15 protein-coding genes are annotated in these 14,721 nt (G+C 73.6%); 8 read left to right on the forward strand and 7 right to left on the reverse strand.

Features of this window, described 5'->3' with window-relative positions; translation table 11 throughout:
• The first annotated feature begins 57 nt into the window (after positions 1 to 57).
• The 4 genes from DMP15_RS15920 to DMP15_RS15935 all read left to right on the forward strand — a co-directional run bounded on the left by DMP15_RS15920 (position 58) and on the right by DMP15_RS15935 (position 3,535).
• Positions 58 to 1,185 (forward strand): M24 family metallopeptidase, encoded by a 1,128-nt coding sequence (locus DMP15_RS15920; RefSeq protein ID WP_073574852.1) that lies wholly within the window; start codon positions 58 to 60, stop codon positions 1,183 to 1,185.
• Between the two features lie 115 nt (positions 1,186 to 1,300).
• Entirely contained in the window at positions 1,301 to 1,495 is a 195-nt protein-coding gene (locus DMP15_RS15925; RefSeq protein ID WP_073575328.1) for a PspC domain-containing protein, read from the forward strand.
• Between the two features lie 267 nt (positions 1,496 to 1,762).
• Complete coding sequence (locus DMP15_RS15930; RefSeq protein ID WP_337826094.1) at positions 1,763 to 2,569, forward strand: PIG-L deacetylase family protein; 807 nt, start codon at positions 1,763 to 1,765, stop codon at positions 2,567 to 2,569.
• A 189-nt stretch (positions 2,570 to 2,758) separates the two neighbouring features.
• Complete coding sequence (locus tag DMP15_RS15935) at positions 2,759 to 3,535, forward strand: polyprenol monophosphomannose synthase (RefSeq protein WP_337826095.1); 777 nt, start codon at positions 2,759 to 2,761, stop codon at positions 3,533 to 3,535.
• Between the two features lie 24 nt (positions 3,536 to 3,559).
• Here the strand turns inward: DMP15_RS15935 and DMP15_RS15940 are convergent, their stop codons facing one another.
• From DMP15_RS15940 to ligD, 5 genes are all read right to left on the reverse strand, one after another.
• Positions 3,560 to 5,311, reverse strand: a complete 1,752-nt coding sequence (locus tag DMP15_RS15940; RefSeq protein ID WP_337826096.1) for a DUF885 domain-containing protein — start codon at positions 5,309 to 5,311, stop codon at positions 3,560 to 3,562.
• Positions 5,312 to 5,416: 105 nt separating this feature from the next.
• Positions 5,417 to 5,758, reverse strand: a complete 342-nt coding sequence (locus DMP15_RS15945; RefSeq protein ID WP_020627709.1) for an RNA polymerase-binding protein RbpA — start codon at positions 5,756 to 5,758, stop codon at positions 5,417 to 5,419.
• A 241-nt stretch (positions 5,759 to 5,999) separates the two neighbouring features.
• Positions 6,000 to 7,325 (reverse strand): MFS transporter, encoded by a 1,326-nt coding sequence (locus DMP15_RS15950; RefSeq protein ID WP_337826097.1) that lies wholly within the window; start codon positions 7,323 to 7,325, stop codon positions 6,000 to 6,002.
• Between the two features lie 63 nt (positions 7,326 to 7,388).
• Complete coding sequence (locus DMP15_RS15955) at positions 7,389 to 8,156, reverse strand: glycerophosphodiester phosphodiesterase family protein (protein WP_337826098.1); 768 nt, start codon at positions 8,154 to 8,156, stop codon at positions 7,389 to 7,391.
• A gap of 5 nt (positions 8,157 to 8,161) precedes the next feature.
• Positions 8,162 to 10,120 carry a non-homologous end-joining DNA ligase gene (ligD, locus tag DMP15_RS15960; protein ID WP_337826099.1) on the reverse strand — a complete coding sequence of 653 codons (1,959 nt, stop codon included), beginning with the start codon at positions 10,118 to 10,120 and terminating at the stop codon, positions 8,162 to 8,164.
• A gap of 113 nt (positions 10,121 to 10,233) precedes the next feature.
• Between ligD and DMP15_RS15965 the strand changes: the two genes are divergently transcribed.
• A complete protein-coding gene (locus DMP15_RS15965; RefSeq protein ID WP_337826100.1) occupies positions 10,234 to 10,461 on the forward strand; it encodes a DUF3072 domain-containing protein in 228 nt (75 codons plus the stop codon).
• Positions 10,462 to 10,538: 77 nt separating this feature from the next.
• On the opposite strand, the gene DMP15_RS15970 is transcribed toward DMP15_RS15965, so the two are convergent.
• Complete coding sequence (locus DMP15_RS15970) at positions 10,539 to 11,288, reverse strand: SDR family NAD(P)-dependent oxidoreductase (RefSeq protein WP_337826101.1); 750 nt, start codon at positions 11,286 to 11,288, stop codon at positions 10,539 to 10,541.
• A gap of 123 nt (positions 11,289 to 11,411) precedes the next feature.
• Between DMP15_RS15970 and DMP15_RS15975 the strand changes: the two genes are divergently transcribed.
• On the forward strand, positions 11,412 to 12,323 hold the full coding sequence (locus tag DMP15_RS15975) for a LysR family transcriptional regulator (RefSeq protein WP_337826102.1): 912 nt from the start codon (positions 11,412 to 11,414) through the stop codon (positions 12,321 to 12,323).
• 142 nt (positions 12,324 to 12,465) lie between these two features.
• Positions 12,466 to 13,665, forward strand: a complete 1,200-nt coding sequence (serA, locus tag DMP15_RS15980) for a phosphoglycerate dehydrogenase (protein ID WP_073574861.1) — start codon at positions 12,466 to 12,468, stop codon at positions 13,663 to 13,665.
• Between the two features lie 4 nt (positions 13,666 to 13,669).
• Here the strand turns inward: serA and DMP15_RS15985 are convergent, their stop codons facing one another.
• Positions 13,670 to 14,149, reverse strand: a complete 480-nt coding sequence (locus DMP15_RS15985; RefSeq protein WP_337826103.1) for a hypothetical protein — start codon at positions 14,147 to 14,149, stop codon at positions 13,670 to 13,672.
• A gap of 397 nt (positions 14,150 to 14,546) precedes the next feature.
• Between DMP15_RS15985 and DMP15_RS15990 the strand changes: the two genes are divergently transcribed.
• Positions 14,547 to 14,696, forward strand: coding sequence for a hypothetical protein (locus DMP15_RS15990; RefSeq protein WP_167409961.1), 150 nt, complete (start codon positions 14,547 to 14,549; stop codon positions 14,694 to 14,696).
• Positions 14,697 to 14,721 lie beyond the last annotated feature (25 nt).

Below are 14,721 nucleotides of genomic sequence, written 5' to 3' on the forward strand. Positions count from 1 at the left end.
GCCGCGGTGCTCCGGGTGGCGGTCGTGTACCCCCCGTGCCCGCCTACGCTCACGGTCATGACCGATGCCGTCCCCACCGAGCTGCTCGCCGACCGGCTGCGCCGTGCCGGTGAGCACGCCGCCGAGCAGGGCACCGACGTGCTGTTCCTGACCCCGGGAACCGACCTGCGCTACCTGACCGGGTTCGACGGGTCTTCGCACGAGCGCCTGACCTGCCTGATCGTCCCGGCCGCCGGGCACCGGGCGCCGCCCGCGCTCGTCGTCCCGTCGCTGGAGGCGCCCGGGTTCGCCGGTGTGCCGCTGGAGGCGCTCGGCATCGACCTGGTCACCTGGACCGACGGCGAGGACCCGTACCTGCTGGTCAGCGACCTCGCCGGCGGCCCCACCCGGATGTCGGTCGACGACGACATGCCCGCCCGCCACGTCCTCGGCCTGCGCCACGCCTTCCCCGACGTCCCGCAGTACCTCGGCGGCACCGTGCTGCGCGAGCTCCGCATGCGCAAGGACCCGGCCGAGATCGACCGCCTGCGCGAGGCCGGCGCCGCCATCGACCGGGTGCACCGGCGGATGGGCGAGTTCCTGCGCCCCGGCCGCACCGAGGCCGAGGTCGGCGCCGACATCACCGCCGCGATCATCGCCGAGGGCCACGCCGAGGCCGCGTTCGTCATCGTCGGCTCCGGCCCCAACGGCGCCAGCCCGCACCACGACGTCTCCGACCGCGTGATCGAGGCCGGCGACGTCGTCGTCATCGACATCGGCGGACCGCTGCCCGGCGGCTACAACTCCGACTGCACCCGCACCTACGCCGTCGGCGGCGAGCCCGGACCGGACGTCAAGGAGACCTACGCGGTGCTGCAGGAGGCCCAGGAGCGCGCCGTCGCCGCCGTCCGGCCCGGTGCCACCGCCGCCGACATCGACGCCGCCGCCCGCGAGCACATCGCCGCCGCCGGGCACGGTGAGCACTTCATCCACCGCACCGGGCACGGCATCGGCCTCGACGTGCACGAGGAGCCCTACATCGTCGGCGGCAACGACCTCGTCCTCACCGAGGGCATGACCTTCTCGATCGAGCCCGGCATCTACCAGGCCGGCAGGTGGGGCGCCCGGATCGAGGACATCGTCGTCGTGACCGCCGACGGCGTGGAGCGGCTCAACACCACCGCCCGCGACCTCGTCGTCCTGTAACGACCCCCGGGGCGCGTTCGGGGTCACCCTCCGGGTGTTCCCCGAGCGCGCCGGGCCCCGGTGGTGCCAGGGTGGGGGAGGTCCCACCCGCACCACGAAGGAGCACCCCGTGAACATGCCCGTGACCCAGCGTCTCGTCCGTCCCCGCAACGGGAAGGTGATCGCCGGGGTCTGCGCCGGGCTGGCCGACCGTTTCGGGATGGGTCGCAACACCGTGCGGTTCCTGTTCGTGCTGTCCTGCCTGCTGCCCGGCCCGCAGTTCGTCATCTACCTGGCGCTCTGGCTGATCATGCCGAAGAGCACCGTCTGACCGGTGTGAGCGCCGTCGCGGGGCCCCGGTGTGGACCCGTGACGGCGCCCCTGCCATCATCTCCCGCGTGATCGAGCCGACGACCGCCGCCGCCGCGCGCCCCGTGCGCGCCGCCGCGTGTCGCTGTCGTCGGGGTCCGTCCCCGCGCGGCTGACACCGCCGTCCCGGCTCACCGTCCGTGGACCGCTCGCGCCGCCCGGGTACCGACCCGCTCCGGACCCGTGTCCGTACCGGCCGCCCCGGCCCCGCACGCGAAGCGATCACCAGGTGCACACCCTCTCCGGCCAGACCGTCCTGGCCCTGCACGCCCACCCCGACGACGAGTCGATCTTCACCGGCCTGACCCTGCGCCGCCTCGCCGACGCGGGCGCCCGCGTCGTCCTCGTCATGGCCACCGGCGGCGACCTCGGCGGGTCCCGTCTCCCCCTGGAACCCGGCGAGACCGTCCCCGACCGCCGCCGCCGCGAGCTCACCGACGCCGCCGCCCTGCTCGGCGTGCACCGGCTGGTGCTGCTCGGGCACCGCGACTCCGGCCTGCCCGGCGGCCCCGGCCTGCGCCACCCGCGCGCCCTCGCCGGCGCCGACCCCGTCGCGCTCGGCCGCGCCGTCGCCGAGATCATCGACGCCGAGGGCGCGGGCACCGTCCTGCACGACGACGACGCCGGCATCTACGGCCATCCCGACCACCGCGCCGCACACGCCGCGGGCGCCATCGCCTGCTCGCTCACCGGCGCCCACGGCTACCGGATGACCGTCGACCGGGAGCACCTCGCGCTGGCCGCGCGCGACCGGCACCTCGTCCACGGCGCCGCGCACGCCGCGGGCGTCGGCTACGGCCGGGTCACCGCCGAGATCGCCGTGGCCGTCGGGGGCGGCCCGGCCGAGCTCGCCGTGAAGCGGGCCGCGATGCTCGCCCACGCCAGCCAGATCGCCCCGGACGCGGTCGACGAGGCGGGCTTCGCCGCCGCCTACGGCTACGAGTGGTTCCTCCCCGGCGAGAACACCGGCGGCCGGGCCCGCGGCGGTGTCCTGGAGGCGCTGGGCAACGCCCATCTGCTCGCCGGGACCCGCTGACCGCCGCCCCCGTCCCGTGCCGGGTCCGGTCCCGCGTCCGATGCCGCCGCGTCGGGCGGTCGCGGCGCTCCACTACGCTGTCCGCACGACCGCGCTCCGCCGCAGCACGACGAGCGGTGACCGAGCAGGTGCGGTCGGTACGGGTAGGGTCGCCCGGTCGACACCGATCGGGCGGGGGAGAGGACGAGCATGGTCGAACCGCCGGGCCCGGTCCTGGTCGTGGTTCCCACCTACGACGAGCGGGAGAACCTCGGTCCCGCCGTCGCGCGGCTGCACGCCGCGCTGCCCGACGCCGACGTGCTCGTCGTCGACGACGCCAGCCCCGACGGCACCGGAGAGCTCGCCGACGCCCTCGCCGCCGCCGACGAACGCGTCCGCGTCCTGCACCGCTCCGGCAAGGACGGCCTCGGCGCCGCCTACCTCGACGGCTTCCGGCACGCGCTGACCGGCGAGCACCAGGTCGTCGTCGAGATGGACGCCGACGGCTCGCACGCCCCCGAGGACCTTCCCGCGCTGCTCGCCGCCCTGACCGACGCCGACGTCGTCCTCGGCTCCCGCTACGTGCCCGGCGGGCGCGTCGTGAACTGGCCATGGCACCGCGAGCTCCTCTCCCGCGGCGGCAACCTCTACTCCCGCCTCGCACTCGGCGTGCCGCTGCGCGACATCACCGGCGGCTACCGCGTCTACCGGCGCACCGTGCTCGAGCAGCTGCACCTGGACGCGGTCGCCTCCCAGGGCTACTGCTTCCAGGTGGACATGGCCTGGCGGGCCCTGCAGGCCGGGTTCCGGGTCAGCGAGGTCCCGATCACCTTCACCGAGCGCGAGCGCGGCGCCTCCAAGATGAGCGGCGGCATCGTCGCCGAGGCGCTGTGGCGGGTCACCTGCTGGGGCCTGTCGCACCGGCTCGGCCGCGGCACCCCCCAGCGCCCCGCGGGGCCGGTCACCGAGGGCGCCGCACACGGCTGAGCCGCGCGGCGCCCCCGGGTGCGCTCAGGCGCGCGCCGGCAGGGCCGCCAGCTCCGGCACCAGGTCGTCGAGACCCAGCGTGCCCTGCGCGAGCGCGGCGGCGTGCCACGCGGCGAGGTCGAACTCCTCCCCGCGGGCGGCGTGCGCGGCCCGGGCCCGCTCCCGCCCGGTCAGCCAGGCCCGCTCGCCCAGCTTGTAGCCGATCGCCTGGGCCGGTCCGCCGAGGTAGCGCAGCAGCTCCGAGTCGGCCATCGCGTCCCCGCCGCCGACGTGCCGGCCGAAGAACTCCCGCCCCAGCTCCGGGGTCCACCGCTGACCGGCACCGACCGGGGAGTCGTCGGGGACCGGCAGCGACAGGTGCATCCCCAGATCGATCACCACACGCACCGCGCGCAGCATCTGGGCGTTGAGGTAACCCAGCCGCGACCCAGGGTCGGAATGGTGGCCCAGCTCGTCCATCAGCCGCTCCGCGTAGAGCGCCCAGCCCTCCACGTCCGCGCTCACCGCGCCCACCAGCGACGTCTGGAACGTCGACAGCTCCCGGCTGCGCACCGCCCACGACGCCAGCTGCAGGTGGTGGCCCGGGACGCCCTCGTGGTACCAGGTGCTGATCAGGTCCCACAGCGGGTAGCGGTCGTCCTCGCTCGCGGGCAGCCAGGTCCGGCCCGGCCGCGAGAAGTCCAGCGCCGGTGGTGTGTAGTACGGCGCCGCCGCGCTGCCCGCCGGCGCCAGCCGGGACTCGACCTCCCGAAGCCGGCCGGACAGGTCGAAGTGGACACCGTCGAGCTCGGCGATCGTGTCGTCCATGATCTTCTGCAGGTGCGCCCGGGCGGCCTCCCCGCCCACGACGACCCCGGTCGAGCCCCCGTCGGTCTCCAGGAACTCCATCGCCTCGCGCACGCTGCCGCCGGGCACGATCCGCGCGGCCTCGACGGCCATCTCCTCGCGGATCCGGCGGAACTCCGACCAGCCCCACTCGTAGACCTCGACGGTGTCGATGTCGGCGCCGTTCCAGAACCGGTTCGCGATCCGGTACCGGTCGGGGCCCAGGCCGTCCGGGGTCCCCTCCGCCGCCGGCAGGTACTCCGCGGCCAGCCAGTCCCGCAGCTCGCCCAGCGCCGCCGTCGCCTCCCGCGCACCGCGGTCCAGGTCGGCGCGCACGGCGTCACCGACGGAGGCGTCCGCGGCGAACCCGGCGAACCAGCCACTGCCGCCCGCGTCGCCGTTCCAGGCGTCGATCTGCTCGGTCACCCGCACCACCTGGCGCGGTGCGGCGAACAGCCCGCGACGGCGGCCCTCGGCCAGGGACGCCCGGTACCCGGCGAGTGCCTCGGGGACCCGCGCCATCCGCGCGGCGACGGTGGCCCAGTCCTCGTCGCCGTCGACCGGCATGAGGGTGAACGCGGTCCGCAGGGTCGCCAGCGGTCCGAACAGCTCCTGCACCGCGCGCAACGGCTCCCCGGAGGCCAGGTGGTCGAGCTGGGCGCCGAGGCGCTCACGCAGCAGCCGCGCGCAGCGACGCTCGTCGGGGTCGGCGGGCTGCCGGGCGCCCGTGGTGGTGTCCAGCCGCTCCAGGGTCTCCCGGCAGGCGGCGACGAGCGCGGCGGTGCCGTCGGGGGAGAGGTCGGGCAGCTCGTCCTGCCGCTCGGTCCAGCCGAGGTCGCCGGCGAGGACCGGGTCGAGCTCGGCGAGGCGCCGGACGTGGTCGTCGGCGAGGTCGCGGACCGCTCGGGCGGGGCGGGAGGGGCTGGCGGTGCCGGTCTGCTGATCGTTCATCACCGGTCATCATGCCCGCACGCGACGGAGCCCGGACCCCCTGAGGGATCCGGGCTCCGTGGTCACCGGGTGGTGGTCCGGTGTGTGCCTGCGGTGCGGCCGGGATCAGGCGATCTCGGCGCGCCGCTCGCGCAGCAGCTCCAGGCGCTCGTCGAGCAGCTCCTCGAGCTCGGCGATCGACCGGCGCTCGAGCAGCATGTCCCAGTGCGTACGCGGCGGCTTCTGCTTCTTCTGCTCCGGCTCGGTCCCGTCCACCCGACGACCGACGCCGCCCTGCGGGGACTCCCACGTCGCGGGAGCCTCGGCGTCGTTCGCGAACGGCACCTGGAACTCGTAGCCGGACTCGGACACATAACGGACCATCTGCCGCGGCGCCAGGTCGTGGTTGCGGTCCGTCTCGTAGCTGACAGCCCCGAGCCGGCTGCCACGCAGAACGCGGTCGGCCATGCGTCACCCTCCTGTAGCGCGATGTCGAGGGAGCACCTCGACGGTTACGTCTTCGCCACCGGGTGTAACGTACGTGGAGCTACGGTATTCCGGCGGCAGGGCAGAACAGACCCGCTCGAGTTACCTCGCGGTAACCCGCTCTGCGCCCGATGGGCCAGTGTTCCCTATCGCCGCCCGTTACACACTCCGATGTGACGTGTCAGCCATGTGTGACGGTGCCCACCGGGGTGTCGACGAGTGTTCACACAGCCGACCGGAGCGGTGCACGGCCGGGGGAGCGCACCGGCAGCAATGCGACCAGTCCCGCCGCCAGGACCAGCACGATCCCGATCGTCCCGGCCCGGTCCGAGCCGAACACGTAGGTGAACAGGCCGATGAGCGCCGGCGCCAGGAACGACACCGCGCGCCCGGTCGTCGCGTACAGACCGAACAGCTGGCCCTCCTGCTGCGCCGGGCACACCCGCAGCAGGTACGACCGCGACGACGCCTGCGCCGGCCCCACGAACAGCCCCAGCACCAGCCCGAAGATCCAGAACATGGTCGGCCCGGACACGAACAGCAGGATCACACCCACCGCCACACTCCCGGCGAGCGACCCCACCACGACGGCCTTGGGCCCCAGCCGGTCGTCCAGCCGGCCGCCCATCACACAGCCCAGCGCCGCGACCACGTTGATCGCCACACCGAAGATCAGCACCTGGCCCGGCTCCAGCCCGTACACCGTCACCGCCAGGACCCCGCCGAAGGCGAAGACCGCGTTGAGGCCGTCCCGGTACAGCGCGCTCGCCCCGAGGAAGTACACCGTGTGCGGGCTGGCCCGGTAGAGCGCGCGCAGGTCGGTCACCAGTCTGCGGTAGGAACCGGCCACGCCCAGCTTCGGGGCGTCCGGCGCCACCGGTGGAGTCTCGGGCAGCAGCAGGAACATCGGCGCGGCGAACACCGCGAACCACACCGCCGCCACCAGCACCGCGATCCGCACGTCCAGCCCGTCGGCGGTGGGGACACCGAGCAGCCCGCCGTCGCCGGACAGCAGGAACGCGTACACCCCGAGCAGCAGCACGATCCCGCCGATGTAGCCCAGCGCCCAGCCGAAGCCCGACACCCGCCCGACCGTCGTCGGCGTCGACACGTGCGCCATCAGCGCGTAGTACGACACGTACGCCAGCTCGACGAAGATCGACGCCATGCCCAGCAGCAGCAGACCGAGCCACAGGTAGGACCAGTCGTCGCGGACGAAGAACATCCCGGCCATGCAGAGCACGACCAGCGCCGTCCACACCCCGGTCGCCCGCAGCCGCCGCCCCGTGCGGTCCGCGCTCTGCCCGACCACCGGCGCCATCAGCGCGATCAGCACCCCGGCGGCCGCGGTCGACCACGCCAGCCAGCTGTTCGCACTGACCGAGCCCGGCAGGTCCGCCCCGACGGCGTCGGTCAGGTACACCGAGAACACGAAGGTCAGCGCGATGTGCTGGAACCCCGAGGAGCCCCAGTCCCAGAGCCCCCAGGCCCACAGCCGGGATCGGCGGGGCGGGGCCGGCTCTGCGGTCGGAGCGGTCGAGGCGGTCACGGCGCGAGCGTATCGACGCCCGCGGGACCCGGCCTCCGATCATCTACGCAGGCGCCCACCCGGTCAGCTCCCGACGACGTCGAGCAGCCGGTCCGGCCGGTCGGACAGCAGCCCGTCCACCCCGAGGGTCAGCAGCCGTCGCATCTGCTCGGCCTCGTCCACCGTCCACACGTGCACCTCGTGCCCGGCCCGGTGCGCCGCCTCGACGAACCGGCGGTCCGACGCCACCGGGATCGGCCCGAACATCGGCGGGACCTGCGCGAACACCCCCGCCGACGCCGGCAGCAGCCGGCCCGGGACGCCCCACGCACGGGCCCGCAGCGCCACCACCTCGGCCTGCCCCATCGACGTGCACAGCCTCGGCCCGGCCAGCGCCCGGGCGACGCCCAGCCGGCGGACGGAGAACGAGCCCAGGCACACCCGGTCCCAGGCGTCGGCGGCGTCGAGCACCGCCAACGTCGGAGCGACGACCTCGGCCGACTTCAGCTCGATCGTCACCCGCACCCCGGGGACCGCGTCGAGTACCTCGGCCAGCCGCGGCAGCGGCTCGGTGCGCTGTGCCCCGGTGACCCGCACGGTGTCGAGCTCCGCGGCGGGGCGCGCGTCGATCCGGCCGGTGCCGTCGGTGGTGCGGTCCAGCGTCGGGTCGTGGTGCACGAACGGCACCCCGTCGGCGCTGGCGTGCACGTCCATCTCGACGTAGCGCAGACCGTGGTCGGCGGCGGCGATGAACGCGGCGACGGTGTTCTCGCAACCGGACAGCTCCCCGATGTGCCAGCCACGGTGGGCGTAGGCGCGGGGGTGCGGACCGTCGAGGTACGGGTGGTGCACGGCGGTCAGCCTGGCACCCGTCCGATCACGCCACCACGGGGGAGCCGGAAACCCTCGGTGTCGATCAGGGGGTGCATGAGGTCCCCGTGCGTGTCCAGCCGGGCCGGCAGGTCGTCGAGGGTGAACACCAGGTCCGCGGGCTCGCGGCAGCCCTCGACCTCCGCCCACGTCACCGGGGTCGCGACGGTGGGGCGCTCACGGCCGCGCAGCGAGTACGAGGCGATGGTGGTCTTGGCGGTGTTGTTCTGGCTCCAGTCGACGAAGACCTTCCCGCGCCGACGGGCCCGGGTCATCACCGCGATCACCTCGCGACGGTGCTCCTCGGCCAGCCGCTCGGCCACCTCGCGGGCGAATTCACTGGTCCGCTCCGGATCGGTGACCCGCGCCGGCAGGTAGAGTTGCATGCCCTTGCCGCCCGACGTCGACGGGTACGCCACGAGTCCGTGCTCGTCGAGCAGGTCCCGCACCCACAGCGCCACGCGGCAGCACTCCACGATCGTCGTGCCCTCACCCGGGTCCAGGTCGAACACCACCCGGTCCGGCGGGTGGCGGCCGTCGCGCGGGCCGAGGCGCCACTGCGGCACGTGCAGCTCCAGCGCGGCCAGGTTCGCCGCCCAGGCCAGCCCCTCGGCGTCGGCGAGGACCGCGAAGTCCGCGGACTCCGACCGGCCGCCGGGCGTCCCGACGCGGGCGGTGCGCAGCCAGTCCGGCGCGTGCCGGGCCACGTTCTTCTCGAAGAACGACGACCCCTCCACCCCGTCCGGCCAGCGCTTGAGCGTCGCCGGCCGGGCGTCGAGGTGCGGCACCATCGCCTCGGCGACGGCCAGGTAGTGCCCCAGCACGTCGGCCTTGGTCGTGCCGGTGGCGGGGTAGAGCACCTTGTCCGGGTTGGACAGCGACGCCCGCCCGTACCCCTCGCGCCGTGCGGTCCCGCGCTGTGCCGCCCTCCGGCTCGCACCGTCCACCCGGACCTCCCGCCAGTCGTCGCCCGCGCCCTCGGGGTACCGGGAACCGGTCCGGACCGCGACCACCCCGGGCAGGCCCTGGTCGCGCACCGCGTCGAGCAGCCGGGCGCCCGCGTTCGGGTACGACGGCGCCGCCCGCCGGTGCGGCCCGTCCAGGGGCAGCTCCTCCAGCAGCGCGCGACGCTCCTCGGCGGGCAGCGCCCGGACGTCGCGGCCGCCGGTGTGCAGGACGTCGGCCACCCACAGCTCGCCGCGGCCGGTCAGCTCGGCGTCGAGCAGGTGCCCGCCGGCACCCAGCGCGGGCCCCAGGCCCCGCAGCGCACCCGGCGGGTCGAACGGCTCCCCGGCCCGGCCGTCGCCGTCCACGGGACGCAGGGAGAGCCGGCCGCCGTCCACCCGCACCAGTACCCGGCGGCCACCGAAGACCGGGCGGACCGTCCAGCCGTCCCCGGTGGGCAGCCGGTCGGCGGGGCGGGGGACGGCCAGGACGACGTCGTGGGGGAGCGGCTCACCCCCGGCGTCCATGCCGTCGGGCTGGTCCCGGGTGCGGCGCAGCAGCCAGTTGTCCTTCCGTCCGCCGGAGCTGCGGTGCAGCAGCACGAACCGGCCGCGGACGCGCCTGCCGTGCAGGACGAACGCGATCTCGCGGTCGTTCCACTTCTCGGTGTCGTAGCGGCCGTGGTCCCAGATCGCCATCCCGCCGCCGCCGTACTCGCCGCGCGGGATCTCCCCGGAGAACTCCAGGTACTCCAGCGGATGGTCCTCGGTCCGCACGGCCATCCGGATGGTCTCGGAGTCCTCCGGCAGTCCCTTGGGGACCGCCCACGACGCCAGGACGCCGTCGCGTTCGAGCCGCAGGTCCCAGTGCAGCGCCGTCGCATGGTGCTCCTGGACGACGAACCGGTCGCCGACGGTGCCCGGCGGCCCGGCGTCGTGCTCGGGCACCGGCTCGGGCGTGCGCCGCGCGTCGCGCCGGCGGCGGTACTCGTCCAGGGGCACAGCGGCAGCGTAGTGACCGGCACCGACACCGACCGGGTCGCCGTTATGACAGTTCCGGTGGGGCGGGGACGGCTCGACGTGCGGGGAGTGCTGGTCGAAGATACGTTCGACCCATGACCAACGACCACAGCACCGGCGCCGTCGACCCCGGGACGGCCGAGAAGGACCCCGCGGACTGGACGACCGGCGACGAGCCGATGACCGGCCCGCAGCGTTCCTACCTGGAGACGCTGCTGCAGCAGGCCGGGCAGGACGCCCCGGAGAACCTCGACGCGATGACCAAGGCCGAGGCCTCGAAGCGGATCGACGAGCTGCAGGACGCGACCGGCCGCGGGAACTGAGCCGCGCACGCCACGGCGTCACGGTCGCGCGCCGGCGACCGTCGCCGTCGGCGCGCTCCTCGTCGCCACGGCAGCGGTCACACCTGGGCCATGCCGCCGTCCACGCAGAGTTCGGCACCGGTCATGAAGGTGCTGTCGTCCGAGGCGAGGAACAGGGCCGCACCGGCGAGCTCCTCGGGCCGGCCGAGGCGGCCCAGCGGGACGTGCGTCGCCATCCGGGCGCGCAGCGCGGTGGGGTCCTCGCCGAAGTACTCGGCCTGTCCGTCGATGATGGAGGTGTCGAAGGGGCCCGGGGTCAGCACGTTGACGCGCAGACCGCGACCGCCGAACTCGGCGGCCCACACGCGCGCGTAGGACCGCACCGCCGCTTTCGCGGCGCTGTAGGTCGTCGACCCGGGAAGACCCTTGGTGCTCTGGATCGACCCGACGAGGACGATCGACCCGCCGACCGGCATGAGAGGCACCATCGTCTGGACGGTGAACATCGTCCCGCGCGCGTTGATGTCGAAGGTGCGGTCGAAGTGGTCCTCGGTGACCTCGCCGAGGTCGGCTCGCTCGATCATGCCCGCATTGGCGACGAGGGCGTCGAGGCGCCCGGCCTCCCGGCGGATGGTCTCGGCGAGATCCGCGAGGTCGGCGGCCGACGTGGAGTCCGCGGGAACCACCGTGACCTTGCCGGCGATCGACGCGGCCGCGTCGTCGAGTACGTCCTTCCGGCGACCCGTGATGAACACGTGGGCACCCTCGGCCGCGAATCGCGCGGCGATGGCATGACCCAGCCCCGCCCCTCCGCCGGTGACGAGGGCGACCTTGTTGTCGAGACGCATTCCCGTTCCTTCTCCGTTCGACCGAGCAGTAGACACGGACCGAACGGTGACACCGCATTGCCATAGGCACAACTGGCCTGTCACTATGTTTGCCATAGAGAGTATCTATCGAGGTGGTACGGCGTGAACCTGCGGCAGTACGAGTACGCGTTGACCGTGGCCGAGGAGGGCAGCATCACCGCCGCCGCCGAACGGCTGGGCATGGCCCAGCCGTCGCTGTCCCAGCAGATCGGCACCCTGGAGAAGCAGGTCGGGGTGCGCCTGTTCACACGCACCCCGCAAGGCATGAGTCCGACCGTGGCGGGGCGGGCGTTCCTGGCCGAGGCGGAGGTCGCCACGACGGCCTCCCGGCGGGCCTTCATCGCCGCCCGGGCTGCCGGCGGTGATCTGTCGGGCGAGCTCGTGATCGCCGTCTATCTGGGGTTCGGGGCTCGTCAACTTCCTCGCGCGCTCGGCGAGCTGCGCCGCCGGCATCCGCGCCTGCAGGTCACCATCCACGAGGAACCCGACCCGGCGGAGATGGAGCGACTCGCCCGCCAGGGCACGCTCGACATGGTCCTGGTGCACGAGATCCCGCCGGGCTGCCTGTTCGACGTGCGGGAGCTGGGAGAGGAGTCCTACGTCGCCGTGCTGCCCCCGGACCATTCGTTGCTGCGACGCGCCGAGCCGATCGCCCTCGACGACCTCGCGGGTGAGGGATGGGTGCGTTTCCGCCGTGCCAGCAAGCTCGACGAGTACCTGACCGGTCTGTTCGCCGACCACGGGCCGGCCCCGCGAACTGTCGGCCGGGCCTCACAGATCTCGACCGCGGTCAGACTCGTCGCAGAAGGTCTGGGGGTCACGGTGGTGCCGTTCTCCGCGGTACCCGACGGCTGGGAGCACCTGACGCGGCCGCTCCGGCCGGCCCTGTCGGAGCCGGTGCTCGCCGGCGTGCGACGCGCCCCGGGCGGAGCGGAGACGGCGTTGCTCGACCAGCTTATGCAGCAGGACTGGGGACGGACGGTTCACACGGCGCCGGACGCACTGATCCGTTGAGCCGATAATGCACGTTATGACAGTTCGGCCGTTGCGGGCCTGCCCACCGGAGACGATCGTTCTACCCCCCGTACGGCGTCATGCCGCAAGGATCACCCGGCCCCGGTGCCTCCGAGACCTCCCGGCGTCCTAGGTTGGACGCGTGAAGGTCCTGTTGCTGGAAAACATCCACCCCGGCGCCGCCGAGGCGTTCCGACGCGACGGCTTCGAGGTCGAGACCCGACCCGGGTCGCTCGGCGGCGACGAACTGCACGACGCGCTCGCCGGTGTGCAGCTGCTCGGCATCCGCTCCAACACCACGATCACCGCCGAGGTGCTCGACGCTGCCAAGGACCTGCTGGCCGTCGGCTGCTTCTGCATCGGCACCAACCAGGTCGACCTCACCGCGGCGGCCGAGCGCGGCATCGCCGTGTTCAACGCGCCGTACTCGAACACGCGCAGCGTCGTCGAGCTGGTCATCGGTGAGATCGTGGTCCTGGCGCGGCGGCTGACCGAGAAGACCCAGCGGATGCACGAGGGCGTCTGGGACAAGTCCGCCAAGGGCGCGCACGAGTTCCGCGGCCGCACCCTGGGCATCGTCGGCTACGGCAACATCGGCACCCAGCTCTCCAACATGGCCGAGGCCATCGGGCTGCAGGTCGTGTTCTACGACACCGCCGACCGGCTCGCCCACGGCAACGCACGGCGGATGCCGAGCCTGGACGCGCTGTTGGCCGAGTCCGACGTCGTCTCCATCCACGTCGACGGCCGCCCCGGCAACGCCGGCCTCTTCGGCGCCGAGCAGTTCGCCCGGATGAAGCCCCGCTCGATGTTCATCAACGCCTCGCGCGGCATGGTCACCGACGAGCACGCCCTGCGGGAGAACATCCTGTCCGGGCACCTCGCGGGCGCCGCCGTCGACGTGTTCCCGGTCGAGCCCAAGGCCCAGGGCGACGAGTTCGACTCACCGCTGCGCGGCCTGGACAACGTCATCCTGACCCCGCACATCGGCGGGTCGACCCAGGAGGCGCAGGAGGGCATCGGCACCTTCGTCTCGCGCAAGCTGCTCGACTTCGTGCAGCTCGGCGCCACTCCCCTGTCGGTGAACCTGCCGAACGTGGGCGCCCTGAACCCGCCCGGGGTGTTCCGGACCGCCTACCTGCACACCAGCACCCCCGGTGTGCTCGCCGACATCAACCGGCTGCTGGCCGACGCCGGCGTCAACGTCGTCGGGCAGTCGCTGTCCACCGGCGGCGACCTCGGCTACGTGCTGACCGACACCGACCAGGTCCTGCCCGAGGACGTGCTCTCGGCGCTCCGCCGGGCCGCCCAGACCGTCTGGCTGCGGTCCTACCGGCTCTGAGCGCTCAGGCGCAGGCGTTCGCGCCGTACTCCTCGACGTCGGAGGGGTGCATCGGGCCGTGCACCCCGTGGAAGACGACGAACTCGACGCCGGTCGGGCGGTGGAACAGCCCGCCCGTCCGGCGCCGGTACACCAGCGGCGCGCAGCGGTACCCGAACAGGGCGCGCGCCCACCCCTCGGCCTCGCCGCGCGCCAACGGCTCCGACCCGGTGACGGCGAGCTCCCAGATCCCCACGCCGGTCGCCGGGGAGCTCCGGTCCGGTGCGGTCGAGGCCACCAGTGTCAGTTCGCCGGTCCCCCGCATCGCCGGGACGACGGTCTGCGCGCGGTGCCAGTCGGCCACCGGGTGCGGGTACGGGTAGGTCAGCAGACCCTCGCGCAGCGCCGTCACGGGTCCCCCGTGCTGCTCGTGGATCAGCTGCGCCAGGTCCACCGACCGCTTGCGGCGCAGGTCGGCGTTGACCAGACCGGCTTCGACCGTCATCCCCGTGGCCTCATTTCCGTCCCCGCGTCCCGGGACGGACCTCCGGCGCTGAGGCGGCGCGGTGGGGCCCGACGCCCGGGTGGGAGGACCCTCGAACGGTCCGGCGTCGGCACCGTGTTCTACGGCTCGTAGAGCATTCTAGATCACGTCCGGCATCCGGGCGAGAGCGGGATCACATGATCGTCGGATCACACGAGGCGTCGGTAGTGCACGCTCAGCGGATCGACCGGGTGGTCGGCGAACGGCGGGCAGACGGCGAACCTGGGCCCTCCCCCGGCGGGCACGGCCCGAGAATTGCTCGAATACCGCGCCGACCCATTCGGCACGCTCCTATCGTCGGTACATCGCACTTTCACCGGCGGCGGGTGGCCGCGTACCGACCGGCGAGGAGAACACCGTGGGCGCAGTCGTCGCAGTACTGCTGGTCATTGTCCTGATCGGCCTCGCCGTCCTGATCGGAACGCTGCGTGAGGTGCGTCCGACCAGGCCGAGTGTGGTCCGGGCGCGGGAGTTCCGCCGTTCCGCCCGGCCGGGCGCCCACGATTAGGAGAACCTCCGTCGTTATGCTTCCG

This window comes from Pseudonocardia sp. UM4_GMWB1, assembly GCF_017312155.1.
In the GTDB taxonomy this organism is placed as follows: Bacteria; Actinomycetota; Actinomycetes; order Mycobacteriales; family Pseudonocardiaceae; genus Pseudonocardia; species Pseudonocardia alni.